Origin of the sequence: Burkholderia thailandensis E264 (genome assembly GCF_000012365.1) — a bacterium.
In the GTDB taxonomy this organism is placed as follows: Bacteria; Pseudomonadota; Gammaproteobacteria; order Burkholderiales; family Burkholderiaceae; genus Burkholderia; species Burkholderia thailandensis.
Genome location: NC_007651.1, coordinates 1720901 through 1745757, shown reverse-complemented (window position 1 = coordinate 1745757; position 24857 = coordinate 1720901). Strand labels below are relative to the sequence as shown.

24 protein-coding genes and 4 pseudogenes are annotated in these 24857 nt (G+C 66.0%); 19 read left to right on the top strand and 9 right to left on the bottom strand.

The features are described from left to right. Positions 1-210 precede the first annotated feature (210 nt). The 5 genes and pseudogenes from BTH_RS31575 (at position 211) to BTH_RS20065 (ending at position 4558) form a co-directional block, all read left to right on the top strand. Positions 211-746: pseudogene (locus BTH_RS31575) on the top strand (hypothetical protein). Positions 747-787: 41 nt separating this feature from the next. Next, complete coding sequence (locus BTH_RS20080; protein WP_009889679.1) at positions 788-1246, top strand: hypothetical protein; 459 nt, start codon at positions 788-790, stop codon at positions 1244-1246. A gap of 79 nt (positions 1247-1325) precedes the next feature. Continuing rightward, a pseudogene (gene hemL / locus BTH_RS20075) lies at positions 1326-2749 on the top strand (glutamate-1-semialdehyde 2,1-aminomutase); the annotation flags it as partial. A 28-nt stretch (positions 2750-2777) separates the two neighbouring features. Next, positions 2778-3914 carry a bifunctional diaminohydroxyphosphoribosylaminopyrimidine deaminase/5-amino-6-(5-phosphoribosylamino)uracil reductase RibD gene (gene ribD / locus BTH_RS20070; protein WP_011402095.1) on the top strand — a complete coding sequence of 379 codons (1137 nt, stop codon included), beginning with the start codon at positions 2778-2780 and terminating at the stop codon, positions 3912-3914. 14 nt (positions 3915-3928) lie between these two features. Then, entirely contained in the window at positions 3929-4558 is a 630-nt protein-coding gene (locus tag BTH_RS20065; protein WP_009889675.1) for a riboflavin synthase, read from the top strand. Positions 4559-4601: 43 nt separating this feature from the next. On the opposite strand, the gene BTH_RS20060 is transcribed toward BTH_RS20065, so the two are convergent. Together BTH_RS20060 and BTH_RS20055 are read right to left on the bottom strand one after the other, a co-directional pair. Continuing rightward, the gene (locus tag BTH_RS20060; protein WP_009889673.1) at positions 4602-4985 is read right to left on the bottom strand and encodes a type II toxin-antitoxin system death-on-curing family toxin; all 384 of its coding nucleotides are present in this window, start codon (positions 4983-4985) and stop codon (positions 4602-4604) included. Beyond that, positions 4982-5209: a transcriptional regulator gene (locus tag BTH_RS20055; protein ID WP_009889671.1), complete on the bottom strand. Its 228-nt coding sequence runs from the start codon at positions 5207-5209 to the stop codon at positions 4982-4984. Before BTH_RS20055 ends, BTH_RS20060 begins: the two co-directional genes overlap by 4 nt. Before the next feature lie 270 nt (positions 5210-5479). On the opposite strand from BTH_RS20055, the gene BTH_RS35900 reads away from it, so the two are divergent. Next, a complete protein-coding gene (locus tag BTH_RS35900; RefSeq protein ID WP_373365271.1) occupies positions 5480-5686 on the top strand; it encodes a TOTE conflict system archaeo-eukaryotic primase domain-containing protein in 207 nt (68 codons plus the stop codon). Positions 5687-5723: 37 nt separating this feature from the next. Then, positions 5724-6479, top strand: coding sequence for a TOTE conflict system archaeo-eukaryotic primase domain-containing protein (locus BTH_RS34825; protein WP_186363343.1), 756 nt, complete (start codon positions 5724-5726; stop codon positions 6477-6479). Here BTH_RS34825 and BTH_RS20050 read toward each other — a convergent pair. Beyond that, positions 6410-6874, bottom strand: a pseudogene (locus tag BTH_RS20050) (ISL3 family transposase); the annotation flags it as partial. The gene BTH_RS34825 and the pseudogene BTH_RS20050 overlap by 70 nt on opposite strands. 95 nt (positions 6875-6969) lie before the next feature. On the opposite strand from BTH_RS20050, the gene BTH_RS20040 reads away from it, so the two are divergent. Continuing rightward, a protein-coding gene (locus BTH_RS20040) for an IS3-like element ISButh2 family transposase (protein ID WP_085952878.1) occupies positions 6970-8180 on the top strand; the annotation gives its coding sequence in 2 pieces (ribosomal slippage) (positions 6970-7285 and positions 7285-8180; 1212 coding nt in all). 26 nt (positions 8181-8206) lie between these two features. Here BTH_RS20040 and BTH_RS20035 read toward each other — a convergent pair. Continuing rightward, positions 8207-8971: pseudogene (locus BTH_RS20035) on the bottom strand (ISL3 family transposase); the annotation flags it as partial. A gap of 99 nt (positions 8972-9070) precedes the next feature. Here BTH_RS20035 and BTH_RS35730 point away from each other — a divergent pair. From BTH_RS35730 to BTH_RS20005, 7 genes are all read left to right on the top strand, one after another. Next, positions 9071-9658 carry a DEAD/DEAH box helicase family protein gene (locus tag BTH_RS35730; protein ID WP_009889666.1) on the top strand — a complete coding sequence of 196 codons (588 nt, stop codon included), beginning with the start codon at positions 9071-9073 and terminating at the stop codon, positions 9656-9658. Next, positions 9616-10080 (top strand): DEAD/DEAH box helicase, encoded by a 465-nt coding sequence (locus BTH_RS35725; protein ID WP_009889663.1) that lies wholly within the window; start codon positions 9616-9618, stop codon positions 10078-10080. The genes BTH_RS35730 and BTH_RS35725 overlap by 43 nt, the downstream gene beginning before the upstream one ends. Positions 10081-10576: 496 nt before the next feature. Then, positions 10577-11359 (top strand): hypothetical protein, encoded by a 783-nt coding sequence (locus tag BTH_RS31555; protein ID WP_227739564.1) that lies wholly within the window; start codon positions 10577-10579, stop codon positions 11357-11359. A gap of 697 nt (positions 11360-12056) precedes the next feature. Continuing rightward, positions 12057-13193 carry a bifunctional 3,4-dihydroxy-2-butanone-4-phosphate synthase/GTP cyclohydrolase II gene (ribBA, locus tag BTH_RS20020; RefSeq protein WP_009889661.1) on the top strand — a complete coding sequence of 379 codons (1137 nt, stop codon included), beginning with the start codon at positions 12057-12059 and terminating at the stop codon, positions 13191-13193. Between the two features lie 79 nt (positions 13194-13272). After that, positions 13273-13794 carry a 6,7-dimethyl-8-ribityllumazine synthase gene (gene ribH, locus BTH_RS20015; protein ID WP_004186056.1) on the top strand — a complete coding sequence of 174 codons (522 nt, stop codon included), beginning with the start codon at positions 13273-13275 and terminating at the stop codon, positions 13792-13794. After that, positions 13791-14228, top strand: a complete 438-nt coding sequence (gene nusB, locus BTH_RS20010) for a transcription antitermination factor NusB (RefSeq protein ID WP_004185707.1) — start codon at positions 13791-13793, stop codon at positions 14226-14228. The genes ribH and nusB overlap by 4 nt, the downstream gene beginning before the upstream one ends. 63 nt (positions 14229-14291) lie before the next feature. Beyond that, positions 14292-15485 carry a pyridoxal phosphate-dependent aminotransferase gene (locus BTH_RS20005; protein ID WP_009889658.1) on the top strand — a complete coding sequence of 398 codons (1194 nt, stop codon included), beginning with the start codon at positions 14292-14294 and terminating at the stop codon, positions 15483-15485. A 557-nt stretch (positions 15486-16042) separates the two neighbouring features. Here BTH_RS20005 and BTH_RS20000 read toward each other — a convergent pair. After that, entirely contained in the window at positions 16043-17146 is a 1104-nt protein-coding gene (locus BTH_RS20000) for a lytic transglycosylase domain-containing protein (RefSeq protein WP_009908851.1), read from the bottom strand. A 580-nt stretch (positions 17147-17726) separates the two neighbouring features. Here BTH_RS20000 and BTH_RS19995 point away from each other — a divergent pair. Together BTH_RS19995 and BTH_RS19990 are read left to right on the top strand one after the other, a co-directional pair. Beyond that, positions 17727-19286: a UbiD family decarboxylase gene (locus BTH_RS19995; protein WP_009889656.1), complete on the top strand. Its 1560-nt coding sequence runs from the start codon at positions 17727-17729 to the stop codon at positions 19284-19286. Positions 19287-19326: 40 nt separating this feature from the next. Further along, the gene (locus tag BTH_RS19990) at positions 19327-20001 is read left to right on the top strand and encodes a LysE family transporter (RefSeq protein WP_038707902.1); all 675 of its coding nucleotides are present in this window, start codon (positions 19327-19329) and stop codon (positions 19999-20001) included. Between the two features lie 74 nt (positions 20002-20075). Here BTH_RS19990 and BTH_RS19985 read toward each other — a convergent pair whose 3' ends face one another. Both BTH_RS19985 and BTH_RS19980 read right to left on the bottom strand, forming a co-directional pair. After that, the gene (locus tag BTH_RS19985; protein ID WP_009889653.1) at positions 20076-21059 is read right to left on the bottom strand and encodes a threo-3-hydroxy-L-aspartate ammonia-lyase; all 984 of its coding nucleotides are present in this window, start codon (positions 21057-21059) and stop codon (positions 20076-20078) included. Between the two features lie 162 nt (positions 21060-21221). Then, positions 21222-21515: a hypothetical protein gene (locus tag BTH_RS19980; protein ID WP_009904286.1), complete on the bottom strand. Its 294-nt coding sequence runs from the start codon at positions 21513-21515 to the stop codon at positions 21222-21224. Between the two features lie 425 nt (positions 21516-21940). On the opposite strand from BTH_RS19980, the gene BTH_RS19970 reads away from it, so the two are divergent. Together BTH_RS19970 and BTH_RS19965 are read left to right on the top strand one after the other, a co-directional pair. Further along, positions 21941-22939, top strand: coding sequence for a Rossmann-like and DUF2520 domain-containing protein (locus tag BTH_RS19970; RefSeq protein ID WP_009889646.1), 999 nt, complete (start codon positions 21941-21943; stop codon positions 22937-22939). An 84-nt stretch (positions 22940-23023) separates the two neighbouring features. Then, positions 23024-23587 carry a YggT family protein gene (locus BTH_RS19965; protein ID WP_009889645.1) on the top strand — a complete coding sequence of 188 codons (564 nt, stop codon included), beginning with the start codon at positions 23024-23026 and terminating at the stop codon, positions 23585-23587. A 15-nt stretch (positions 23588-23602) separates the two neighbouring features. Here BTH_RS19965 and BTH_RS19960 read toward each other — a convergent pair whose 3' ends face one another. Then, positions 23603-23959, bottom strand: coding sequence for a DUF190 domain-containing protein (locus tag BTH_RS19960; protein WP_009889644.1), 357 nt, complete (start codon positions 23957-23959; stop codon positions 23603-23605). Between the two features lie 21 nt (positions 23960-23980). Next, the gene (crcB, locus tag BTH_RS19955) at positions 23981-24367 is read right to left on the bottom strand and encodes a fluoride efflux transporter CrcB (protein WP_009889642.1); all 387 of its coding nucleotides are present in this window, start codon (positions 24365-24367) and stop codon (positions 23981-23983) included. Between the last annotated feature and the right edge of the window lie 490 nt (positions 24368-24857).

Here is a 24857-nt window from a genome sequence, read left to right as displayed (position 1 = left end):
TGGAATTCCACGGAAGCGGCCGCCTCGCGCGGATGGCGCACGAGACGGGCGGGCAAGGAGGACGGCGGCCGGTCGGGTCGACGCCGAAACGACCAGATTGTACGCGTGCCTTCGCCCGGCCGCCGGACGCGCCGCCGACGCGTATATCGCGGGTTCGGCACGAAGAGCGGCGGGAGCATCGCGATGCAAGGCGACGGACAGGCACGCCGGATGCTGACGAGCGACGATATCCGCAAGGACGCGCCCAATTTCGGAACGCTCGGCACGCTGACAGGCGCCGCTCAGCTCGTCGGCTTTCGCTGCTTCGACAAGGCCGACCGGGGCACGAAACTCCTGTTCGAGCACATCGGTTCGACACGCTCGTCCTCGCGCTGATAGTCGTGTGGCTCGTCCGCGGTCCGGCCGAGTGGCTGCGCATCGAGCGCAAACGGAAATGTCCGCGGCTCGACACGCTGATCGCGCACGTCGCGCAACGGGCGGCGCCGTTCGCCGTGACCGCCGCGTCGGTCGTCGCCGGCGTGGCGGTGGTGGCCGCGCCGTCGGGCAGCCCCCGCCATGCCATCGGGTTTGCCTTTTTCTGCGCCGACCTGCGGTCCATCGGGGAAGCGGCGGCCAACCCGCTCATCGCGCCCGGGCAGTCGCGCCTGAAGCGCGTCGCGATGGGCATCCGGATCGGCGTGCCACCCGGGTTCCAACTGATGGGCCGACGATCTGCCCGCGCGCGGGCTTGCCGGCGCATCGGTTAAGCTCGCGCTTGCCGTTCAATTCATCCGTTCGAGTCGCCGACATGACCGCCTTCCTGCTGATCTGGAGCCCCAAGAAATGGCCGTGGCCCGAGTTGCCCGAAATGGCCGCGCGCGTGAAGGCGGGCGAAGCGGTCGCGGATGTCTGGGGTTGCGGCTTCGCGCGCGGCATCCTGCCGGGCGACCGCGTATTCCTGCATCGCGTCGCGAAGGAGCCGAAGGGCGTGTTCGGCTCCGGCTACGTGACGCGCGGGCCGTACGAGGTGCCCGATCCGCAGACGAAGCGCGGCTACCGGCTTTGCATCGACTTCGTCTACGACTGGCTCGTCGACGGCCACCGCGAAGTGGCGATCCCGCGCGACGCACTGCGCGCGCACCCGTTCTCGGTCCAGACATGGGACGCGCAGACATCCGGCATCTCGATCAAGCCGGTCGCCGAAGGCGCGCTCGAAAAGCGCTGGGCCGAACTCACCGGCAAGCGCAAGCCGCCGACGCGCGCGTAGCCCGCGCGCGTCGAGCGCAGGCGGGGGCCTCGCGCACCGCACGTCCGCGCCTCCCGACGTCCCGCCGCGCTCCCCGGGCCACGCCGCGCCCGCGCGCCGAACCGCCGCAGCCCCCGCGAAACCCGCTCCTCGCGTCTCCGGTACAATCGACCGATCGATACGCCCGACGCGAGCCGCGGCGCTTCGCCGCTCGCGCGCACTCTCTCGCAGGTCCAATTCATGTCGAACAATCAAACTCTCTTCGAACGCGCCCAGCGAACCATCCCGGGCGGCGTCAATTCGCCGGTGCGGGCATTCCGCTCGGTCGGCGGCACGCCGCGCTTCGTCGCGCGCGCGCAAGGCGCATACTTCTGGGACGCGGACGGCAAGCGCTACATCGACTACATCGGCTCGTGGGGCCCGATGATCGTCGGCCACGTGCACCCGGACGTGCTCGCCGCCGTGCAGCGCGTGCTCGCCGACGGCTTCTCGTTCGGCGCGCCGACCGAAGCCGAAATCGAGATCGCCGAGGAAATCTGCAAGCTCGTGCCGTCGATCGAGCAGGTGCGGATGGTGTCGAGCGGCACCGAAGCGACGATGAGCGCGCTGCGCCTCGCGCGCGGCTTCACCGGCCGCAGCCGGATCGTCAAGTTCGAGGGCTGCTATCACGGCCATGCGGACAGCCTGCTCGTGAAGGCGGGCTCCGGCCTCCTCACGTTCGGCAATCCGACGTCGGCCGGCGTGCCCGCCGACGTCGCGAAGCACACGACCGTGCTCGAGTACAACAACGTCGCGGCGCTCGAGGAAGCGTTCGCCGCGTTCGGCGACGAGATCGCCGCGGTGATCGTCGAGCCCGTCGCGGGCAACATGAACCTCGTGCGCGGCACGCCCGAATTCCTGAACGCGCTGCGCGCGCTCTGCACGAAGCACGGCGCCGTGCTGATCTTCGACGAAGTGATGTGCGGCTTTCGCGTCGCGCTCGGCGGCGCGCAGCAGCACTACGGGATCAAGCCGGACCTGACCTGCCTCGGCAAGGTGATCGGCGGCGGCATGCCGGCCGCCGCGTTCGGCGGCCGCGGCGACATCATGTCGCACCTCGCGCCGCTTGGCGGCGTCTACCAGGCCGGAACGCTGTCGGGCAACCCGGTCGCGGTCGCGGCGGGCCTGGCGACGCTCAGACTGATCCAGGCGCCGGGCTTTCACGACGCGCTCGCCGACAAGACCCGCCGGCTCGCCGACGGCCTCGCGGCCGAGGCGCGCGCGGCGGGCGTGCCGTTCTCGGCCGACGCGATCGGCGGAATGTTCGGCCTCTACTTCACCGAGCAGGTGCCCGCGAGCTTCGCAGACGTGACGAAGAGCGACATCGAGCGCTTCAACCGCTTCTTCCATCTGATGCTCGATGCCGGCGTGTACTTCGCGCCGTCCGCGTACGAAGCGGGCTTCGTGTCGAGCGCGCACGACGACGCGACGCTCGACGCGACGCTCGACGCCGCGCGCCGCGCGTTCGCGGCGCTGCGCGCCTGACCTGCCGCACGACTGACAGGACGAACCGATGTTCTCGGAAAACGACTTCACCCACATGCAGCGCGCGCTCGCGCTCGCCGCGCGCGGGATGTACACGACGACGCCGAACCCGCGCGTCGGCTGCGTGATCGTCAAGGACGACGTCGTGATCGGCGAGGGCTTCACGCAGCCGGCGGGCCAGGATCACGCGGAAGTGCAGGCGCTGAAGGACGCGCGCGCGCGCGGCAACGATCTGCGCGACGCAACCGTCTACGTGACGCTCGAGCCGTGCAGCCACTTCGGCCGCACGCCGCCATGCGCGCACGCGCTGATCGACGCGCGCGTCGGCAAGGTCGTCGCGGCGATGGAGGACCCGAATCCGCAGGTGTCCGGGCGCGGCCTCGCGATGCTGCGCGATGCGGGCATCGACGTGCGCTGCGGCCTGCTCGCGCACGAGGCGCACGAGATGAACATCGGCTTCGTGTCGCGGATGACGCGCGGCCGCCCGTGGGTGCGGATGAAGACGGCCGCGTCGCTCGACGGCCGCACCGCGCTCGCGTCCGGCGAGAGCAAATGGATCACGGGCGACGCCGCGCGCGACGACGGCCACAAGTGGCGCGCGCGCGCGTGCGCGATCCTCACGGGCATCGGCACCGTGCGCGAAGACGATCCGCAGCTCAACGTGCGCGGCGTCGACACGCCGCGCCAGCCGCGCCGCGTGCTGATCGACAGCCGCCTCGACATCCCGCTCACCGCGCGCCTGCTCGAAGGCGGCTCGCTCCTCATCTTCTGCGGCGCGCTCGACGCGCAAAGCGAAGCGCGCGCTCAAGCGCTGCGCGCGCGCGGCGCGGAAATCGTGCCGCTCGCGAACGTGCGCGGCAAGGTCGATCTGCCCGCGATGCTCGCCGCGCTCGGCGAGCGCGGCATCAACGAACTGCACGTCGAGGCGGGCCACAAGCTGAACGGCTCGCTGCTGCGCGAGCGCTGCGTCGACGAGCTGCTCGTCTATCTCGCGCCGAGCCTGCTCGGCGCGGACGCGGCCGCGATGTTCGATCTCGCCGCGCCGGCGTCGCTCATCGACCGCACGCGGCTCGCGTTCCACAGCGTCGAGCGCGTCGGCGACGACCTGCGCATCCTCGCGCGCTTCGCGAGCGCTCACGCGAGCGCCTCCCCCACTCATTCATAACGGAATCCGACACGATGTTTACCGGAATCGTCGCGGCGGTCGGCCGCATCGAAACGATCGAGCCGATCGCCTCCTCGCCCGAGGCGGGCGTGCGCCTCACGCTGCGCGCGGGCGCGCTCGACCTCGCCGACGTCGCGATCGGCGACAGCATCGCGATCCAGGGCGCGTGCATGACGGTCGTCGCGAAGACGGCCGATACGTTCGACGTCGAGGTATCGCGCGAAAGCCTGAACAAGACCGTCGGCCTCGCCGAAGCGGGCGACGTGAATCTCGAAAAGGCGCTGCGCGCGCACGACCGCCTGGGCGGCCACATCGTATCGGGGCATGTGGACGGGCTCGGCACCGTCACGCGCTTCGCGCCCGTGGGCGAATCGCACGAGTTGCGCGTGCTCGCGCCGCGCGAGCTCGGCCGCTATCTCGCGTACAAGGGCTCGATCACCGTCAACGGCGTGAGCCTCACCGTCAATTCGGTCGAAGACCGCGACGACGGCTGCGAATTCTCGATCAACCTGATTCCTCATACGGTCGAAGTGACGACCCTGCGGCATCTGACCGCCGGCGCGAAGGTCAATCTCGAGATTGACATGATTGCGCGGTACACCGAAAGGATGCTGTCATCGGCGTCCCCCAAGGGACGCTCGTAAGTGGTTAAACCAGCGCGCGCTTCGAGTTTTATCGTCCACCGACTTACTCGGCGATCCGCTGCCGGAACCACGCCGCCAGCGCAGCTTCGTCCAGCGCGCCAGCGGCAACCATTTCCATGGTCCTAACGGCATCGGCCGGATCAAACTTCAGCCGATAGCCGTTGTCTGCCAGGAAAAGGCGCGCAACTACCCAAGCTGTTCTCTTGTTGCCGTCCGCAAAGCCATGATTCCGCGCCAACCCATAGGCATATGCGGCGGCGAGCGCGGCCGCGTCTGCACTCGCATAAACATCGAGATTCTGCGGTCGTGCCAGTGCCGACTCCACCGCTCCCTTGTCGCGCACACCATCGAGCCCGCCATGCTCTGCGAGCTGGCGATCATGGATTGCGTAAGTCAGGTCCGCACGCACCCAGCGCCATGCTGTCATTTGGCTAGCGCCCGCAAAATATCGCGGTCATCGTGCATGATCTCTTCCGCCAGCTTCATCTGGCGTTCAAAATCCGGGTTGTACGGCGTAATCCGATAACCACCTTCGGGGGCCTCGGTCAGATACACGGTATCGCCCTTCTGCACCTTGAGCCGTGCCATCGCCTCCTTGGTAAGAATGAAACCGGCAGAAGCCCCGACAGTTGTGACCTTAAATGTAAGCATGGCACCCTCCTCGCTATATAATTGTCATTATATAGCAACCACCTACCCAAAGGACAAGGATTGAACGACTCTCCAACAGTTCGTGTTCGGGGACGGAAAGGTGGCCATCCCGTTCGCGACGCCGACACAACGCCAGAGATTAGCGAACTGGCACGTTTGCGCGCCGAAAATGCACGGCTCCGTGCCGTGCTCGATGCGCACGGCATCGACTTCCAATGGTCGTTGGCCGAGCCAGCAGCCCCGCAGCAGACTGAGGTGTGCCGGCTGAGTATGGACGAGAAAGTCGCTTTGTTTCGCCGGCTGTTTCAGGGTCGTACCGATGTTTATCCAATCAGATGGCAAAGCAAGGCTGGCAAATCAGGCTACTCACCCGCTTGTGCCAACGAGTGGAGACCCGGTATTTGCGAGAAACCCCGAATCACATGCTCCGACTGCGGCCACCGCCTCCTGATACCGTTGTCCGACCAGATCCTATGACCACCTTGCTGGTAGGCACACGATTGGCGTCTACCCCTTGCTGGCTGACGATACCTGTCATTTTCTCGCCGTCGATTTCGATGATGCCGACTGGCGGGAAGATGCTCAGGCTTTCAGGTCGTCATGCACCGAATTAGGCGTACCGGCTGCGCTGGAAATCTCGCGATCCGGCAATGGCGCACACGTCTGGATTTTCTTCCGGTCGGCCGTACCTGCTCGGGATGCGCGACGCCTGGGCACCGCGATCATCAGCCGTACATGCGTGCGAACCCGGCAACTGAAGCTGGCATCCTACGACCGCCTCTTCCCTAACCAGGACACGATGCCGAAAGGTGGCTTCGGCAATCTGATAGCACTTCCTTTGCAAAAGACGCCGCGCGAGCAGGATTGCAGTGTTTTCGTCGACGAGGACTTCCAACCCTACACGGACCAGTGGGCTTACCTGGCTTCGATCCAATCGATGGCGACCGACTCTGTCGAGCAAGCCATCACGGATGCTACGGGCGGTGCGCATCCTCTCGACGTTACCTTCATTACCGAGGAGGATCAGACGGAACCGTGGAAAGTGCGTAAACGCCAGCAAGATACACTGCCGGGTCCGATGCCGACTTCGCTCTCTGTCACCGCAGCCGATCTCGTCTATTTTGAGAAAGCATGCGTCCCCCAACCTCTGCTCAACCGACTGATCCGCCTCGCCGCATTTCCGAATCCCGAATTTTTGGTTCATCGTGGAATTCCGGGGAATGCGGCGCGGATCTTGAGGAAGAAGTACTCCTCGTCGCGGTACCCATAAGCCCTGCGCTTGATGACCTTGATGGTGTTGTTGATGCCTTCAACGACGCTGGTGTTGAGCGGATGACGACAGCGAGTCACGATTCCGTGCCAGTACCCCTGCAAGCGCTGGGCGAACTTTTGTAGGGCGGCAATCCCGCTTTGCTGAGCCTGCTCGAACCATTGCCCCCAGGCCTTTTCCGCCCAGGCTGGCTTTCGGTAGAACCAGAGCCGTTTGAGTTCGTCGCGCAGCACGTAGACGCATAACAGCGACTGATTGGCGGCCAGTAACTCCTTCAGGTGCACGGCCTGATCCGGCTTCAGATTGTGGCGGTTGCGCAGCAGCAGCCAACGACTGGACTTCAGGACCTTCCGCGCCGGCTTGTCATGTCGGAGTTGATTGGCCTGATCCACCCGTTGGAACGGCCCCCTGAATCTCCGGACACAGTCTCCCGCTTAAACTAACGGGTAGGCATAGGACTGTGTTTTTGACTAACACCAGGCAGGAAGTGATGGAAGTGTTGACGGGCCCGGAGCGTCGGCGGCGCTGGACGGCGGAACAGAAGCTGGCGATGGTTCGCGAGAGTTTGGAGCCGGGGACGTCGGTTTCGATGGTCGCGCGCCAGCACGGCGTGAACCCGAACCAGCTGTTCCACTGGCGCAAGCTGTACCAGGACGGGAGCCTGTCAGCAGTCAAGGCTGGCGAGGAAGTAGTTCCGGCATCGGAGCTGGCCGACGCGCTCAAGCAGATTCGCGAGCTGCAACGGATGCTCGGCAAAAAGACCATGGAGAACGAGATTCTCCGGGAAGCAGTCGAGTACGGCCGAGCAAAAAAATGGATAGCGCACTCGCCCTTGCTGCCGGAGGACGGCCAGTGAAACTGGTTTGTGAAGTTCTCGGCGTGTCGCGCTCGAACGTATCGGCACGACTGTCGCGCCCGGCGACGTGGCGCGATGGCCGTCAATCGAGACAGGCCGACGATGCGAGCGTGGTCGAGGAAATCCGCCGTGTCGTCGGCGATTTGCCCAGCTATGGCTATCGCCGGGTTTGGGGCACGTTGCGCAACGAGCGTGTTGCCGTTGGGCTGGTGCCGTTCAATGCCAAGCGCATCTATCGCGTCATGCGTACGCACGGGCTACTGATGCAGCGCCGACCGATTCCACCTCGGCCGCAACGTCGCCATGACGGCAAGGTGGCTGTCGGTCGCAGCAATCAGCGATGGTGCTCCGACGGCTTCGAGTTTCGCTGCGACAACGGCGAGCCGCTGCGCGTAACGTTCGCGCTGGACTGCTGTGACCGCGAGGCGATGAGTTGGGCGGCCACGACGGCAGGCCATAGCGGCGACATCGTGCGCGACGTGATGCTGGCTGCGGTGGAAAATCGTTTCGGCAATGCGTTGCATACGCCATCCGAAATCGAGTGGTTGAGCGACAACGGTTCGGGCTACACGGCCGACGACACGCGCCGGTTTGCGATGGACATAGGCCTGAAGCCGTTGACCACGCCGGTGTGCAGCCCGCAAAGTAACGGCATGGCTGAGAGCTTCGTGAAAACCATGAAGCGCGATTACGTCGCCTTCATGCCGAAGCCGGACGCGGCGACCGCTGCACACAATCTGGCCATCGCGTTCGAGCATTACAACGAGAAGCATCCCCATAGCGCGCTGAAATACCGCTCGCCTCGCGAGTTCCGGCGCTCGATGGATTCAGCAACCTTAGTGTGAAGCTGTGTCCGGGATTACAGGGTCAATTCCACCCGTACCCGGTCGATCACTTCGCGCCCGTACTTGGCCACGACGTGGTACAGGTCGAAGACGATTTCCGCCTGCGGGCACTGCTCCTTGATCTCCAACTCGTAGGCCGTGGTCATGTCGATCGCAACCGCTTCGATACGCTCGGCCACGCCTTCAGGGAGTTGTTCGAAGAAGGCTCGCGCCGTTTCCCGTGAGCGTCCTGGTCCGACCCAGAGCACCTGCCGGCCGATCGGATCGACCACCACCGTGGCGTAGCGATGGCCTTTATGGAGCGCGAACTCGTCCATCGCCAGATAGCGGATCGTCGACCAGTCCGGCTCGGCCACGCGCGCTCGCAAGCGCATCTTGTCGATCGATTTCACCGTGTGCCAACCCAACTCGTAGAAGGCTGCGACCGCTTGCACGCTGGCCGCTTGTAGCAGCTTCTCGCAGGCCTTGGCGAACCGCTCCGTCACGCGCTGGTAGCGGCCCAGCCACGCCAGCTTCTCCAGTCGCGGGCCACCGCAGTGCTCACACCAGACCCGGCGACGAGGCACATGCAACACCACCCGGTATTCGAACAGCGGCAGATCGCGCACTCGACGAACGGTCGTCTCGTGGATCTGCTGGCAGCGCGCCCCGCATTGCTCGCAGTACATGACCTTGCTGACCGGCTTCAGATACAGCGATAGCGTGCGCTCTTCTCCTTGCGGCCACTCCACCCGTTCCAACCGGTAGCCGGTCCAGCAGCCCAGTGCCTGAAGTGCCTTTCGATCGAGCAATTGCTTCCTCCGACATCCTTAGAATCAGGTGTCAGATTATGCAATCACTCGAAAACCCTCCACGGTTTCCTGCGTTGAACCTTTTTTAAGGCCCAGGCTATGCGCTTCCCTGTCTGGGACAAACCACGAATTATTGGTTGTGCAGATAACCACCCGAAGCATATCGCGTTACCGCGCGGATGTCTCGACGCCGCCCGCAAGTTGCTTCGTGACAACGGAATTCGGTGCGAAGTTCACGACGAGCGGTTTTCAGGCAAACCCCTTGATGTCACCTTTTCAGGTACGTTGCGAGCCGATCAGGAAGAGGCTGTCGCGGCGATGCTTCGACACGATACCGGGGTGCTATGCGCTCCAACCGCATTCGGCAAAACGGTGACCGCGGCAGCCCTGATCGCGCGACGTGGGGTCAATACGCTAGTCCTTGTACACCGAACCGAACTGCTCAGGCAGCATCCGATCATATTCATGCAGTGCGGACCAATCCGACATACTGCCTCGCGACCGGACACGGCGCCACGCGACCTTGAGGTCATTCCCCGAATCCAATCTTCGACGATTGATTTACCCGCCAAAGCAGGTATTCAGGACGTCTTCCGGCATGTCGCTACCGCCCCCCCCACCGTACGGCGGTCATCGGGGACGAGGTGGTCGCCGCGCTTTCCAGCGGGCGCAAGGTTCTCGTTCTGACCGAGCGCACCGAACACGTCGCGGCCATAGAAAAAGTTCTGACCGGAAGCGTGGAGAAGATTTTCATACTGCATGGCCGCATGTCGAAGAAACAACGAAGTCTCGTAATCGCCGAACTCGAAGCCTTACCGGCAAATGCTCCGCGGGTGGTTCTGGCAACCGGCAAACTCGTGGGCGAAGGTTTCGACCATCCCCCGCTTGATACACTCGTCCTCGCAATACCCATCTCATGGAAAGGCACGCTTCAACAATACGCTGGAAGACTACACCGCGAGCATGCAACGAAAGCCGATGTTCGCATCCTCGATTTCGTCGACACAGGACATCCGGGCTTGCTCCGGATGTGGGACAAGCGCCAGGCAGGTTATCGGGCAATGGGATATAGGGTAGAACACCCCAACCCGACTCATCGGCTTCTATAGCAGCCGATCAACGGCAGGAAAGTTCAGCGAACCACAACCTGGCGCGGCAACTGCTTCCCCCGACATGAAGATTGAAACGTGAGCGAATACCAATACTACGAATTTGCCGCAATCGACCGACCGCTTACCGGACAGCGGCAGGCCGAGTTGCGAAGCCGCTCTACGCGAGCGACGATCACGGCCTCGAGCTTCATCAACGAATATCACTGGGGCAATCTCAAAGGCGAACCGCTCGACTGGGTAGCGCTACTTCGACGCCCATGTCTACTCCGCCAACTGGGGAAGCTGCCGCCTTCTGTTGCGACTGCCGCGGACAACATTCGATGCTCGGTCGCTGCTCGATTACACAGGTCGCGAGAGGCGCGCGGCACGGCCGCAGTTTGCGAAAGCGTTCGATGCCATCGACACTGGCGAACATTGCCTCCTCGACTGGTGGTTCAACGACGACGCTGGAGAACACGTTCGCTTCTCCGAAGAAGCTGACGGCACAGGGTGGATGGCACGACTGCTGCCCATCCGCGATGAACTGCTCAGAGGCGACACACGTCCGCTTTATCTCGGCTGGCTAGCCCGACTAGGTAATCGCGAGTTAAGCGCCGATGACCGTGAACCACCATTGCCGGACGGACTCAAGACACTGACGCCCGCGCAGAATGCCCTCGCTGAATTCCTGATGCTCGATCCGGACTGGCTCGCCGCCGCGGCAGAAAAGAGCCCCCCATTCTCTGCCGGCCCTGACGATAACGACCGATTCGATCCGTGGTTGTCCGAGTTGACGGAAGATGAAATGCGTACTGCGCTGCGCATGCTGCTCGAAGGACGACACCAGGAGGCCGAGCGAACCCTTCGGCGTAGGTTCCGCGCCTGGGAACAGGAGCGGCTTCCCAAGCGCGTTGCGAGCCTAGTAGTGCCCCGATGTGTAAGCGAAATTGAGGCACGAGTCAGTCTTCATCGTCTCGCTCGCGAACAGCAGGAACGCGATGCACACGAGGCTGCAGAAGCGCGACGCAAGGCAGAGCGCTCAGGCTACCTTACCTCGCTCCTTGAAGACGAAGACAGTGCGTGGTCCGCCATCGACTCAAAGCTCCAGCGAGGATCCGGATCGTCCTACGACCAGGCTTTCAGGGCGCTGCAGGATCTTGCCGAAGCGTATGCAGGTGCCAAACGCGATGCGACATTTCGACGTCGGCTCGTACGACTGATGGCGCAGCATGGAAAACGCGGTGCCTGGGTTGCCCAGTTGACGAAGGCTGGATATACGTGGGAGCCAAAGCGATGAGCGAACGGAATAGTCATCGCCCTCGGCGCAGGCGGAGTGAAGCGAGACCCATTGCATCTTGTGAAGCGTCTCGTGGCGTCCATCGCAGTCTCGATACAATCACGATCAGGCAACGGTATTTCTGACAGAATACACATGCACCGGCAACACCCTCGCCTTGTGGGGCAAGCGTTTGTGACCAGGCTCAACATAATCGCGCGGTACGTCGAACGGATGACGAACGCGCCGAAATAACCGCTGATCGCCGCGGCGCGCGTGTCGGGCTGGCGGCATTGCCGCAGCCCGACGCACGCTCGGCCGCCCCGATCATCCGGACGATCGATCGGACGGGCGAATCATCGGGCGAGCGGCGCTCCGGCCCGCGCATCGCGCCTGTTCACGCTCGTTTCGTGCCCGTTGCGGGCTCGCCTCGCGGCGGTTCGTGACCCGTTCCCCATCTTCTTTGCAGTGTTCTCGCGCTCTTTTCGCATCACCGGCGCGCGACCGCCGCGTCGCCGCCGCGCCGGAAAACGCGTCCGGATGCCGCGCAAACATCCGCCGACGCCTGCCGGAGGGCCGCCGCCCGGCGATCCCGCCACGCCGCCGAAGGTCCCGCCGTCGGCCGTCCGGCCAACGCGGCCGCCCGTCGCGTCGCGTCCGGCTAAAACCCGCCGCGCGTGGCGTAAAATACGCGCTTTCCCTTCCCCCTGATCCTTTTATGACGCTCGCCTCCACGCCCGACATCATTGCCGAGCTCAAAGCCGGCCGGATGGTGATCCTGGTCGACGAAGAAGACCGCGAAAACGAGGGCGACCTCGTGCTTGCCGCCGAGTTCGTCACGCCGGAAGCGATCAACTTCATGGCCCGCTACGGCCGCGGCCTGATCTGCCTCACGCTCACGCAGGAGCGCTGCAAGCAGCTCAACCTGCCGCTGATGACGTATCGCAACGGCACCCAGTACGGCACCGCGTTCACGGTCAGCATCGAAGCGGCCGAAGGCGTGACGACGGGCATCTCGGCCGCGGACCGCGCGCGCACGATCGCGACCGCGGTCGCGCACGACGTGCGCCCGGAGCACATCGTGCAGCCGGGCCACGTGTTCCCGATCATGGCGCAGCCGGGCGGCGTGCTGGTGCGCGCGGGCCACACCGAGGCGGGCTGCGATCTCACGGCGCTCGCGGGTCTCACGCCCGCCGCCGTGATCTGCGAGATCATCAAGGACGACGGCACGATGGCGCGCCTGCCGGACCTGATCGAATTCGGCAAGGAACACGGCCTGAAGATCGGCACGATCGCCGATCTGATCCACTACCGCAGCCGGACCGAATCGATCGTCGAGCGCGTCGCCGAACGCACGATGCAGACCGCGCACGGCCCGTTCAAGGCAGTGCTGTATCGCGATCACCCGACGGGCTCGCCGCACATCGCGCTCGTGCGCGGCACGCCCGCGCCGCACGACGAGACGCCCGTGCGCGTGCACGAGCCGCTGTCCGTGCTCGACCTGCTCGAAACCGGCGTGTCGACCCATTCGTGGACGCTCGACGCCGCAATGAAGGAAATCGCCGCGCGCGAGCTCGGCGTGGTCGTGCTCCTGAACTGCGGCGACACGAAAGAGCACCTCGTCGACGTGTTCCTCGCGTTCGACGAAAAGGAAAAGGCGGCCGAGCTCAAACGCCGGCCGGTCGATTTCAAGACGTTCGGCATCGGCGCGCAAATCCTGCGCGACGTCGGTGTCGGCAAGATGCAGGTGCTGTCGAATCCGCGCAAGCTCGGCAGCATGTCGGGCTACGGCCTCGAAGTCACCGGCTTCGCGCCGATGCCGGGGAGCGCAACGTCCGCGTCCGACGCCGCATAACGGGTTTCGCGTCATCGCCGTACCGTTGTCAGCCTGTGCTGCAGCCCCTATCACCGCTCATCCACTCTACGGAAAGAACATGGAAATCGGACAATATCAACCGAACCTCGAAGGCGATGGCCTGCGTATCGGCATCGTTCAATCGCGCTTCAACGAGCCCGTCTGCAACGGCCTCGCGGACGCATGCGTCGAGGAGCTGGAGCGCCTCGGCGTCTCCGGCGAAGACGTGCTGCTCGTGACCGTCCCGGGTGCGCTCGAAATCCCGCTCGCGCTGCAAAAGCTCGCGGAAAGCAACCAGTTCGACGCGCTGATCGCGCTCGGCGCGGTGATCCGCGGCGAGACGTATCACTTCGAGCTCGTGTCGAACGAGAGCGGCGCGGGCATCACGCGCATCGCGCTCGACTTCAACACGCCGATCGCGAACGCCGTGCTCACGACCGAGACGGACGAGCAGGCGATCGCGCGGATGACCGAAAAGGGCCGCGACGCCGCGCGCGTCGCCGTCGAGATGGCGAACCTCACGATGACGCTCGATCAATTGAGCGACGACGAAGAGGACGAGGAAGACGAGGACGACGAAGACGAAGAGGAGCGCGCATGAAGAAGAGCGCCCGCCGACAATCGCGCGAGCTGGCGACGCAGGGCCTGTATCAGTGGCTGCTGTCGAACGCGGCGCCGGGCGAGATCGACGCGCAATTGCGCGGCGCGCTGGGTTACGACAAGGCCGACAAGACGCTGCTCGACACGATCCTGCATGGCGTGATCCGCGAGCATGCGACGCTTGCCGAAGCGATCTCGCCGAGCCTTGACCGTCCAATCGATCAGCTCTCGCCCGTCGAACGGGCAGTGCTGCTGATCGCGACGTACGAGCTCACGCATCAGATCGAAACGCCGTACCGCGTGATCATCAACGAAGCCGTCGAGCTCGCGAAGACGTTCGGCGGTTCGGACGGCTACAAGTACGTCAACGGCGTGCTCGACAAGCTGGCCGTCAAGCTGCGCCCGGCCGAGACGCAAGCGCGGCGCGGCGCGTAACCTCCGTTCGCGGGCGCGCGGCGCGCGCCCGCTTTTCGCCTTCCCCACCGTTTTGATTCGACGATGAATACCGCTGCCGATTCGCTCCTGAGGCTCGCGTCGCGCGTCGACGCGATCGAGCCGTTCTACGTGATGGAAATCGTCAAGGAAGCCGCCGTGCTCGAGCGCGCCGGCCGCGACATCATTCATATGAGCATCGGCGAGCCGGATTTCACGGCGCCGGAGCCCGTCGTCGACGCGGCCGCCGCGGCGCTGCGCCGCGGCGTCACGCAATACACGAGCGCGCTCGGCATCGCGCCGCTGCGCGAAGCGATCGCCGCGCACTATGCGCGCGCGTACGGGCTATCGATCGGGCCGGAGCGAATCGTCGTGACGGCGGGCGCTTCGGCCGCACTGCTGCTCGCGTGCCTCGCGCTCGTCGGCCGTGACGACGAAGTGCTGATGCCAGACCCGTCGTATCCGTGCAACCGCCACTTCGTCGCGACGGCCGAAGGCCGCGCGGTGCTCGTGCCGAGCGGCCCTGAAGCCCGCTTCCAACTGACCGCCGACGACGTGAGAACGCGCTGGGGCGAGCGCACGCGCGGCGTGCTGCTCGCGTCGCCGTCGAACCCGACAGGCACGTCGCTCGAGCCCGCCGAACTCGGCCGGATCATCGATGCCGTTCGCGCACGCGGCGGCTTCTCGATCGTCGACGAGATCTACCAGGGCCTGAGCTACGACGGCGCGCCCGTGTCGGCGCTGTCGTTCGGCGACGATGTCGTCACCGTCAACAGCTTCTCGAAGTACTTCAACATGACGGGCTGGCGGCTCGGCTGGCTCGTCGTGCCGCCGGCCCTCGTCGGCACGTTCGAAAAGCTCGCGCAGAATCTGTTCATCTGCCCGTCCGCCCTCGCGCAACACGCGGCGCTCGCGTGCTTCGAGCCGCATACGCTCGCGATCTACGAGGCGCGCCGCGCCGAATTCAAGCGTCGCCGCGATTTCATCGTGCCGGCGATCGAATCGCTCGGCTTCAAGGTGCCCGTGATGCCGGATGGCGCGTTCTATGTATACGCGCAATGCGGCGGCGTCGCGCATCCGGCGGCAGGAGACAGCGCCGCGCTCGTGAACGCGATGCTGCACGATGCGGGCGTCGTGCTCGTGCCGGGGATGGATTTCGGCGTTCATGCGCCGCGCGACTATATTCGACTGTCCTATGCGACCGCGTACTCGCGGCTCGAAGAGGCGGTCGAGCGTCTCGGCAAGCTGTTCGGCCGATAAACGGCGGGCCGCCTCGGCGCCCGCCCGCGCGGCCTCCAACCGATGCGTTGGAGGCCGACGTTCGTTGCCGCCGATTTCGCTCGTCGCGCCCCCACCTTGTCATATCGCACGCCCCGCTTCATTCGCGGCGGCATTTCATCGTTGTCCGTTTGGGTCTTTGCCGGGTCACTTCAGTCGCCGCAGCGTTCGCTCAACTGTGCACCGCGCTGCATTGGCGGCCAAGTATGGCGTTCGGCATGTCCGGTTTGAGATTCCGATTTCGGCCCCAAGATCAGCGCTCCTGACTCGGACTTCAGCCTAATCCGCGAACCAGCCGCGACGCCACCACAGACTCAACGATTCGTCGCCATCCGTCGCAGCCGCCAGCGCCCATCTTGCCGTTAGTTGCGCCAAACACTGCCCCGCAAACACCGCTCCCTCAAACGGAAAAAGCCGGCGCCTGCTCGACGCAGGCCCGGCCTTTTCAATGATGTCCAATATTCGATGTCCGGCTCACGACCGCAGCGACCGCAGCCGCTGAAGCGACCGACTGCTCCGGCACGCGCCGATCCGCTTCGTCAGGTGCCGAGCTCCGCGGCGACGGTTTCATGCTTCGACGCCGAGTCGACGCTCACGTCGTCCTGTTGCGGCGCCTTCGGCGCGGCGGCAGCCTTGATGGTCAGCGGATGCGCGCCGTCGAGCGTCGCGCGCACGCGCTTTTGCGTCGCGCCCGACGCCGATACCGTCGCCACCGTCACCGCGCCTTGCGCCGGCTGCTGCGACGCATAGATCGACACCTTGCGGCCGCGCGCGACATCGCGCAGCCGGTCGCGTTCGCCGATCACCTTTGCGCCGTAGCCGCCGTCATCGGGCGTCGTCGCGCCGACGTACAGACGCAGCCCGCCCGCGAGCGAGCCGCCGCGCGCGATGCAGTCCTTCAGCACGAGCGCGCCGACCTGGATGTTGACGACCGGCTGCAGCGCCGCGTCGGTGCCGCCGAAATACTCGAACTTGTCCGAATGCACCTTCGACATCACCTGCATCAGCCCCTGCGCCCCGACGCCACTTTCGGCATACGGATTGAAGCCGGATTCGATCGCCATCACGGCGAGGATCAGGAGCGGGTCGAGCCCGACGTCGCGCCCCGTCTGGAACGCCGCCTTGACCAACTGGCCGACGGGCTCCTGCGCGACACGATAACGGCGCGCGAGATAGGTGGCGACGAGCGCCTGCTCACGGTTCGACGCGAGCACGCGGTCGTCGCGCGCGTCGGCGGCGACGCGCTGCGTCGGAATGAGCTTCGCGAGCGACACGGGCGACGGGCCGTTGCGCGTCGCGTCGAGCGTCGCGCCGGCATCGGCCGAAGCGGCCGTCGCCGAAAGCGTCGCGTCCGCGTTGAGCGACTCGCCCTCGTCGGCGTTCGCCGGACCGAATGTCGGCAGCGGATGGCCGCTCAGCAGGCGCGCCGGGCCGGCCTGAACCGCGGCCGACACGAACGGCATCACTTTCGCCGCAAGCGTGCCGCGCACATTGGGCAGGAGCCACAGCGCCAGCGCGATCGCTACCGCACAGCAACCGACCACGCTGAATAGATGGTGACTGACACGCGTCCCGCGACGCAGCACTGCGCGCAACATCTGCGCATGCCGCTCATTGGGACGCCACGTTAACCAAGCGTTCATTCAGATCCTCCATGGACATGATTCGTGCGGCTCGCTCGTTGCTCGAAGCGAGACATGGCGCGCTGCCGCGGAATCAAGACACCGAGCGTCTTGGTCGGACCGCATCGGTATCGGAGAAACGGTATAAGTACCGTTCGGAGCCACGTCGAAACAGGGCCTGCACTTGCGGCAGGCGGACGCGCGAGGCTCCCACGCAAAAAACCAGCGTCGACTGGGCGCTGGCTAGGACAACAAACAACCGTCAGAAGGCCGTGCAGGTATCGGCGGACGGTGACGCGTTGCGTCTATAGGGCCGGGGATTAATGGTTCAACTACAGGGGCCTGCAACCAATGTGAGCGGATTCTAGCAGGGTTTTATAGATCGTCAACACTATAGAAATACAATGTCATAACAAAAAGTAATGATTTGTTACGAGCCGGAATCGAAAGCCGCGTGCCGTCTAGCGTTCGGATCCGCCTCCATTTTTTACATTTTCATCGCCTGGCCGTCCGGCCGGGTAAAATCGGCGCTCGCTTCCGGGCGTGCTCCATGCGCCGCCCCCATCGCCGCCGCCTGTCGCGCGCGGCCCGGACATCCTTCATGAAATACAAAGACTTACGCGATTTCATCCACAGCCTCGAGCAGCGCGGCGAATTGCGACGCATCACGCAGCCCGTGTCGCCCGCCCTCGAAATGACCGAACTCTGCGACCGCGTGCTGCGCGCGGGCGGTCCCGCACTGCTGTTCGATGCGCCGGACGGCTACCGGTTTCCGGTGCTCGGCAACCTGTTCGGCACGCCGCGGCGCGTCGCGCTCGGGATGGGCGTCGACGCCGACGACAACGCGACGCTCGCGTCGCTGCGCGACATCGGCCGCCTGCTGTCCGCGCTCAAGGAGCCCGATCCGCCGAAGAGCCTGAAGGATGCCGGCAAGCTGCTATCGCTCGCGAAGGCCGTGTGGGACATGGGCCCGAAGACGGTGTCCGCGCCGCCGTGCCAGGAGATCGTCTGGGAAGGCGACGACGTCGATCTGCACAAGCTGCCGATCCAGACCTGCTGGCCAGGCGACGCCGGGCCGCTGCTCACGTGGGGCCTGACCGTCACGCGCGGACCGAACAAGACGCGCCAGAATCTCGGCATCTACCGGCAGCAACTGATCGGACGCAACAAACTGATCATGCGCTGGCTCGCGCATCGCGGCGGCGCACTCGACTTCCGCGAATTCGCGCTGAAGCATCCGGGCCAGCCCTATCCCGTCGCCGTCGTGCTCGGCGCCGATCCGGCGACAGCGCTCGGCGCCGTCACGCCCGTGCCCGACACGCTGTCCGAATACCAGTTCGCGGGCCTGCTGCGCGGCGCGCGCACCGAGCTCGCGAAATGCCTGACGCCCGGCGTCGACACGCTGCAGGTGCCGGCGCGCGCGGAAATCGTGCTCGAAGGCTTCATTCACCCGCAGCAAGGCGCGCCCGCGCCGGCGCCCGAGGGCGCGCCGCCAAGGCCGACGGCGGGCGCCGCAGCCGGCTACGAGCATGCGCTCGAAGGCCCGTACGGCGACCACACCGGCTACTACAACGAGCAAGAGTGGTTTCCGGTCTTCACGGTCGAGCGGATCACGATGCGCCGCGACGCGATCTATCACTCGACGTACACCGGCAAGCCGCCCGACGAGCCGGCGGTGCTCGGCGTCGCGCTGAACGAGGTGTTCGTGCCGCTGCTGCAGAAGCAGTTCTCCGAGATCACTGACTTCTATCTGCCGCCCGAGGGATGCAGCTACCGGATGGCGATCGTCCAGATGAAGAAGAGCTACGCGGGCCACGCGAAGCGCGTGATGTTCGGTGTCTGGAGCTTCCTGCGGCAGTTCATGTATACGAAGTTCATCGTCGTCGTCGACGAGGACGTGAACGTGCGCGACTGGAAGGAAGTGATCTGGGCGATCACGACACGCGTCGATCCCGCGCGCGACACGGTGCTCGTCGAGAACACGCCGATCGACTACCTCGATTTCGCGTCGCCCGTCGCCGGCCTCGGCTCGAAGATGGGGCTCGACGCGACCAACAAGTGGCCGGGCGAAACCCAGCGCGAATGGGGCCGGCCGATCGAGATGGACGCCGCCGTGAAAGCGCGCGTCGATCGTCTGTGGACCGAAATCGGCCTGTCGTGAACGCGTGGGCGCCGAACATGTTCAACAACAACCGCACATGATGAGCTTCGCCCCCACGTCGATGTTGTCCGACGGCTTTTTCCTGTCGCTTTCCCTGTGTCTCGACATCGGCCTCGTGAACGTCGCGATGCTGTCGCTCACGCTATCGCACGGATTCAAGCCGGGCTTCTGGCTCGGCGTCGGCTCGTGCGTCGGCGACCTCGTCTATGCGGCGCTCGCGCTCGCCGGCATGGCCGTGCTGCTGCGGTTCGAGGCCGTGCGCTGGGTCGTGTGGCTCGGCGGCGGCGCGATGCTGCTGTTCCTCACGTGGAAGATGGCGCGCGAGGCGCTCTTTCCCGAGCCGGCGCGCGACATCGGCGACGACGCGCCCGCCGCCCTTGCCCGAAAGGGCACGTGGCGCAACTTCGCGCGCGGCATGCTGCTCGCGATGTCGTCGCCGTCGGCGATCCTGTGGTTCGCGGCGGTCGGCGGCGCGTTGATCGCGAAGGCCGGCGCGACGACGCCCGCGAGCGCATCGGTGTTCCTGTCGGGCTTCTTCCTCGGCGGGCTCGCGTGGACGCTCTTTCTCTGCACGCTCGCGAGCCAGGGCCGCAAGCGCGCGGGCGCGGGGCTGATGCGCGCGTGCCACGTCGTGTCGGCGCTGCTTTTTGCTTACTTCTCGTATAGCGTGATCGCCGGCGGTTATCGCGACCTGATTCTGAACGCGGCGGCTTGAGGCAACGCGGCGCGGCTTGACGCCCTCGCGGGCGGGCGACGCGTTGCGCGCCGCCGCGCCGTCCGCATCCACGCTCACCCGCGCAGGAACTCGCCGTAGCGCGCGAGATCGACGTTGCCGCCGCTCAGGATCACGCCGACGCGCTTGCCCGCGACGGGCAGCACGCCGTCGAGCACTGCCGCCGCGCCGAGACAGCCGGTCGGCTCGACGACCATCTTCATCCGCTGCGCGAAGAAACGCATCGTGTCGACGAGTTGCGCGTCGCTCGCCGTGACGATCCGCTTGACGAGCCGCTGGATGATCGGAAAGTTGTATGCACCGACGTGCGTGGACGCCGCGCCGTCCGCGATCGTCCGCGGCACCGGAATGTGCACGACCTCGCCGCGCTCGAGCGACTGCTGCGCATCGTTGCCCGCCTCCGGCTCGACGCCGATCACCGCGCAGCCCGCCGACAGCGCGGCCGCCGACAACGCGGTGCCCGCGATCAGCCCGCCGCCGCCGAGCGGCGCGACGAGCATGTCGATCTCGCCGACTTCGTCGATCAACTCTTTCGCGGCCGTCCCCTGCCCGGCGATCACGTGCGGATGGTCGTACGGCGGCACGAGCGTCATGCCGCGCTCCTGCGCGAGCCGCGCGCCGATCTCCTCCCGGCTTTCCGTGTAGCGATCGTAGGTGATGACTTCGCCGCCGTAGCCCTTCGTCGCCGCGACCTTCGCGGCGGGCGCGTCGTGCGGCATCACGATCGTCGCGTGAATGCCCGCGAGGCGCGCGGCGAGCGCGATCGCCTGCGCATGGTTGCCCGACGAATACGTGAGCACGCCCGCACGGCGCTGCTCGGCGTCGAAGTGCGAAATCGCGTTGTACGCGCCGCGAAACTTGAACGCGCCCATCCGCTGGAAGTTCTCGCATTTGAAGAAGATCGTCGCGCCCGTGCGCGCGTCGGCCGTGCCGGACGTGAAAACGGGCGTGCGATGCGCGACGCCGGCGAGCCGGGCGGCTGCGTCGGTCACGTCGTCGAAGGTCGGGAGAACGAGGTCGGAGGCGGGTTGAGCAGACATGGCAGCGAGTGCGAAAACGCATTGGACAAAGAAGCGGTCATTGTCCCAGCTTCGCCCGACTCGCGCAGCGGCCGAAAAAGAAAACGGCGCGGCACGGCCATCGCCGTGACGCGCCGTAGCGTCGGCCCCGCCGCCGGCCGGGCGGCGCGCCGACGTCGTCAATCAGTAGCGCCAGTACGGACGGCCGTAGTAGCCGCGGTGGTGACGCCAGTACGGGCGGCCGTAATAGCCGCCGCCGACCACGACGGCAGGCGGCCCATAGTACACGGGCGCCGGCGCGTAGACGACGGGCGGCGGGGGCGGTGCGTAATAAACGGGCGGCGGCGCGGCGTAGACCGGGTACGCCGGCGCGATCGGCACCCCGATGCCGACACCGATCGACACGTGCGCCTCGGCGGCGCTCGCAGCCCCGAGGCCCAGTGCCGCGACGGCGATCAACGAAACGAGCTTGTTCACTTTGGTTCTCCTGACGGCGGGCGGCAGCGCTCGCCGTATCGACAGCGACGGCATCTTTGCCGCATGAGACGAATGTAGCGAAATCCGGAATCGCGAGCCACGCCCATTTGTTGCAAATTGCAATTGCACAAAGCCTGGAGGCGCGGCGGCGCGCACGGCCGGATGCGGCGATGCGGGCGCGGCCCGGCGGCCGTTCGACGGATCGCGAGAAATCGCGGGCGGCGGCGCGCGCGCCGCCGCGCCGCCCGTTCGGCTCGCGGTAATGAACGATTACAAATTAGAGACAGTATGTGGACGGCGCGACACGCCGGGACGCGGCCTCGCGCTCCGCCCCCATCATCGAAGCCGCTTTGGGGGTCAGACAGAACGCCGTCGCGGCCGAATACGCGATACTGACGGTTTCCCGCAGATGACGGATCGCTTCCATGCCCCTTTCCGCTACGCCCCGCATCGGCTTCATCGGCGCCGGCCGCCTGGCGCGCTGCGTCGCCCGCCGCTTCGCGCGCGCCGGGTATGACGTCGCGGCGATCGCGAGCCGCTCGGGCGCGTCCGCCGCCGCGCTCGCGGCGCAAATCGACGCCGAACGAACCGCACACGATGGCGCCCTACGTGACGCCCCGCCGGCCGCCGCGCCCGCCGGCCGCGCGCGCTGCGCCGCGCTCGATTTGCCGCAGGCGGTCGTCGACGCCGCCGACCTGATCTTCGTCGCCACGCCCGACGACGCGCTCGGCCGAATCGCCGCCGAGCTGCGCTTCGCGCCGGCTCGCGCCGGCGGCCAGGCGCTCGTGCATTGCAGCGGCGCGTCGAGCGTCGATCTGCTCGATTCCGCACGCGCGCAAGGCGCGGCGACGGGCGGCTTCCATCCGCTCTACCTGTTCGGCGGCGGCGGCGCCGATCTCGCGCGAATCGACGGCTGCTCGGTGACGATCGAAGCCGACGGCGCGCTGAAGCACACGCTCGTCGCGCTCGCCGCGGCGCTCGGGTGCCATCCTCTGTCGATCCCGGCGGGCGGCCGGATGCTCTATCACGCGGCCGCGAACTATGCGGCGAGCTTCGCGCTCTGCAACCTCGCCGAATGCGTCGAGCTGTGGCGCACGCTCGGCTTCGCCGAGGACGACGCGCTGCGCGCGCTGTTGCCGATGCTCGCCGGCACGGTCGAGACCGCGCGCGACAAGGGGCTCGCGAACGCGCTCGCGGGGCCCGTGTCGCGCGGCGACGTCGGCATCGTCGAGCGGCAGCTCGCGCTGCTCGAATCGCGCGGCGGCGATCACGCGGCGTTCTACGCGCTCCACACTCGCCGCGCGGTCGCGCTCGCGCGCAGGCGCGCGTCGCCGCCCCCGTCGCTCGACGCGCTCGAGCACGCGCTCGACGCATCGCTCGCCCGTTCGCTCGACCTCGCACGCCCCGCCCGCGACGAGCCGTGATAAGGTGACGCCCGATGCACGCCGCCCGAGAGGGCGGCGTTAGCACGCTACCCGACTGGACTGGATAACGAAAAGGATTCAAAGATGTTCGGCGAGATCGCCCGTTTTCTGCTCAATACCGTCTTCACATTGTTCGGCGCCGCATTGATCCTGCGCGTCTGGCTGCAGGCCGTGCGCGTGCCGCCGTACAACCCCGTCACGCAAGCCGTGCTGCAAGTGACCAACTGGCTTGTGCTGCCGCTGCGGCACATTGTCCCGGGCGTGCGCGGAATCGACTGGGCGAGCGTCGTCGCGGCCGTCGTCACGTCGCTCGTCTATGTCGTGCTGATGGTGACGATGGCGGGCGTCGACGCGCTCGCGATCATCCCGACGATCCTCGTCGTCACGCTGCTGACCGTCGTCAAGTGGGCGCTCAACCTCGTGCTGTGGCTGACAATCCTGATGGCGCTGCTGTCGTGGCTGAATCCGCGCTCGCCCGCGATGGCGATCCTGTATCAGTTGACGGCGCCGTTCCTGAACCCGCTGCGCCGGCTGATTCCGCATCTGGGTGGCATCGATCTGTCGCCGATCCTGCTGTTCGTGATCGTTCAGGTGCTGATCATGATCGTCACGCGCGCGGCGGTGTCGCTCACGCTGTTCGGCATCTGACCGCCGTCCGGCGCGCTACCCCTCTTGCGGCCCGGCGCCGGGCGCGCCGTCGCCGAGATTGTCGATCACGCCGAGGTGCGCGGGAATCGTCGCGTAGAACGCGCGCACCTTCTCGCGCGACACGCGCTCGATGAGCCGCCGCGCCTCGTCCTCCGTGACGACGAATTCGACCTCGATCGCAAGCGACCCCTGCAGCTCGAAGAAGCGATCCTCGTGCAGCACCCGGTGCTGGCCGAATCCCGCCATCGCGCGAAACGCGGAGCCGCCCGCGATGCCCATCCGGTTTGCTTCCTCGAGCAGCCACTCCCAGAGTGGCTTCCAGTGCAGCCGGTGATTCTCGTGTACGTAGAAACGCAGAAAGACCCCGTCCATGGCCGCCTCCCCCGGGCCGGATCAGGCCGGCGCGAGCCATGCCCGCGCGGTCCACATGCCGAGCCCCGTCAACGTGAACGAACCTATCAAGTGTAGGGCAGCCACGGCGAGCGCCCAGCCGAACTCGCCCTGAGTCGCGTGCGTCATCACTTCGACCGAGTACGTCGAGAACGTCGTGAGCCCGCCCATGAAGCCCGTGATCACGAAAAGCCGCCATTCGGGCGGCAGGCCCGCCCGCGTCGCGAACGCGACGACCGCGATGCCGATCAGATAGCCGCCGATCAGGTTCGATACGAGCGTGCCGAGCGGCACTTCGGGCAGGAGCGCATTGAGGCCGATGCTCAGGAACCAGCGCAGCAGCGCGCCGAGCCCGGCGCCGACGAAAATCGCGACGATCGAATAGAACAAGGCGGCACCTCACGATTGACGAAGACAAGCTGCGCGACGCTCGCCGGGCCCGAGCCCGGCGTCATGCCGGCGCGGCTGCGTGGCCGCATGGCTTCCGACGCGCCCGACCGGCAACGCACATGCTCAACTTTATGCGGATTTCCGCGCGCCCGGCAATCTGCCGGCTCGCCGCGCAGCGGCGCGCGGGCCGATTGCCGGCGCCGTTTCGCCCGCCGGCCGCTTCGCCGCTTCGTCTTCCCAGTCGCCCGTAACCATTACGCCAATCCCCAAATAAAACTTCCGTTCGTTCTATTTTCAACAATCCGAATAAAACGAAAACGATAAACATCAAACCCATTATTCCGATTATTTAGAATCAGCGATTCGGGTTATACCGGGCGCCGAATCCGCGAATCGCTCGAATCGTTCGAATCGCCTCGCACTCGCGCGGATCAGCCATCACCCCTTATCCGGCCTGCCGAACCATCGATTCGATGGGGCGCAACGATTC

Coding starts and splice junctions, on each gene's coding strand:
- BTH_RS20080 (WP_009889679.1), top strand. CDS start 788: ATGACCGCCTTCCTGCTGATCTGGAGCCCCAAGAAATGGCCGTGGCCC.
- ribD (WP_011402095.1), top strand. CDS start 2,778: ATGTTCTCGGAAAACGACTTCACCCACATGCAGCGCGCGCTCGCGCTC.
- BTH_RS20065 (WP_009889675.1), top strand. CDS start 3,929: ATGTTTACCGGAATCGTCGCGGCGGTCGGCCGCATCGAAACGATCGAG.
- BTH_RS20060 (WP_009889673.1), bottom strand. CDS start 4,985: ATGACAGCATGGCGCTGGGTGCGTGCGGACCTGACTTACGCAATCCAT.
- BTH_RS20055 (WP_009889671.1), bottom strand. CDS start 5,209: ATGCTTACATTTAAGGTCACAACTGTCGGGGCTTCTGCCGGTTTCATT.
- BTH_RS35900 (WP_373365271.1), top strand. CDS start 5,480: ATGGACGAGAAAGTCGCTTTGTTTCGCCGGCTGTTTCAGGGTCGTACC.
- BTH_RS35730 (WP_009889666.1), top strand. CDS start 9,071: ATGCGCTTCCCTGTCTGGGACAAACCACGAATTATTGGTTGTGCAGAT.
- BTH_RS31555 (WP_227739564.1), top strand. CDS start 10,577: ATGGCACGACTGCTGCCCATCCGCGATGAACTGCTCAGAGGCGACACA.
- ribBA (WP_009889661.1), top strand. CDS start 12,057: ATGACGCTCGCCTCCACGCCCGACATCATTGCCGAGCTCAAAGCCGGC.
- ribH (WP_004186056.1), top strand. CDS start 13,273: ATGGAAATCGGACAATATCAACCGAACCTCGAAGGCGATGGCCTGCGT.
- nusB (WP_004185707.1), top strand. CDS start 13,791: ATGAAGAAGAGCGCCCGCCGACAATCGCGCGAGCTGGCGACGCAGGGC.
- BTH_RS20005 (WP_009889658.1), top strand. CDS start 14,292: ATGAATACCGCTGCCGATTCGCTCCTGAGGCTCGCGTCGCGCGTCGAC.
- BTH_RS20000 (WP_009908851.1), bottom strand. CDS start 17,146: ATGAACGCTTGGTTAACGTGGCGTCCCAATGAGCGGCATGCGCAGATG.
- BTH_RS19995 (WP_009889656.1), top strand. CDS start 17,727: ATGAAATACAAAGACTTACGCGATTTCATCCACAGCCTCGAGCAGCGC.
- BTH_RS19990 (WP_038707902.1), top strand. CDS start 19,327: ATGAGCTTCGCCCCCACGTCGATGTTGTCCGACGGCTTTTTCCTGTCG.
- BTH_RS19985 (WP_009889653.1), bottom strand. CDS start 21,059: ATGTCTGCTCAACCCGCCTCCGACCTCGTTCTCCCGACCTTCGACGAC.
- BTH_RS19970 (WP_009889646.1), top strand. CDS start 21,941: ATGCCCCTTTCCGCTACGCCCCGCATCGGCTTCATCGGCGCCGGCCGC.
- BTH_RS19965 (WP_009889645.1), top strand. CDS start 23,024: ATGTTCGGCGAGATCGCCCGTTTTCTGCTCAATACCGTCTTCACATTG.
- BTH_RS19960 (WP_009889644.1), bottom strand. CDS start 23,959: ATGGACGGGGTCTTTCTGCGTTTCTACGTACACGAGAATCACCGGCTG.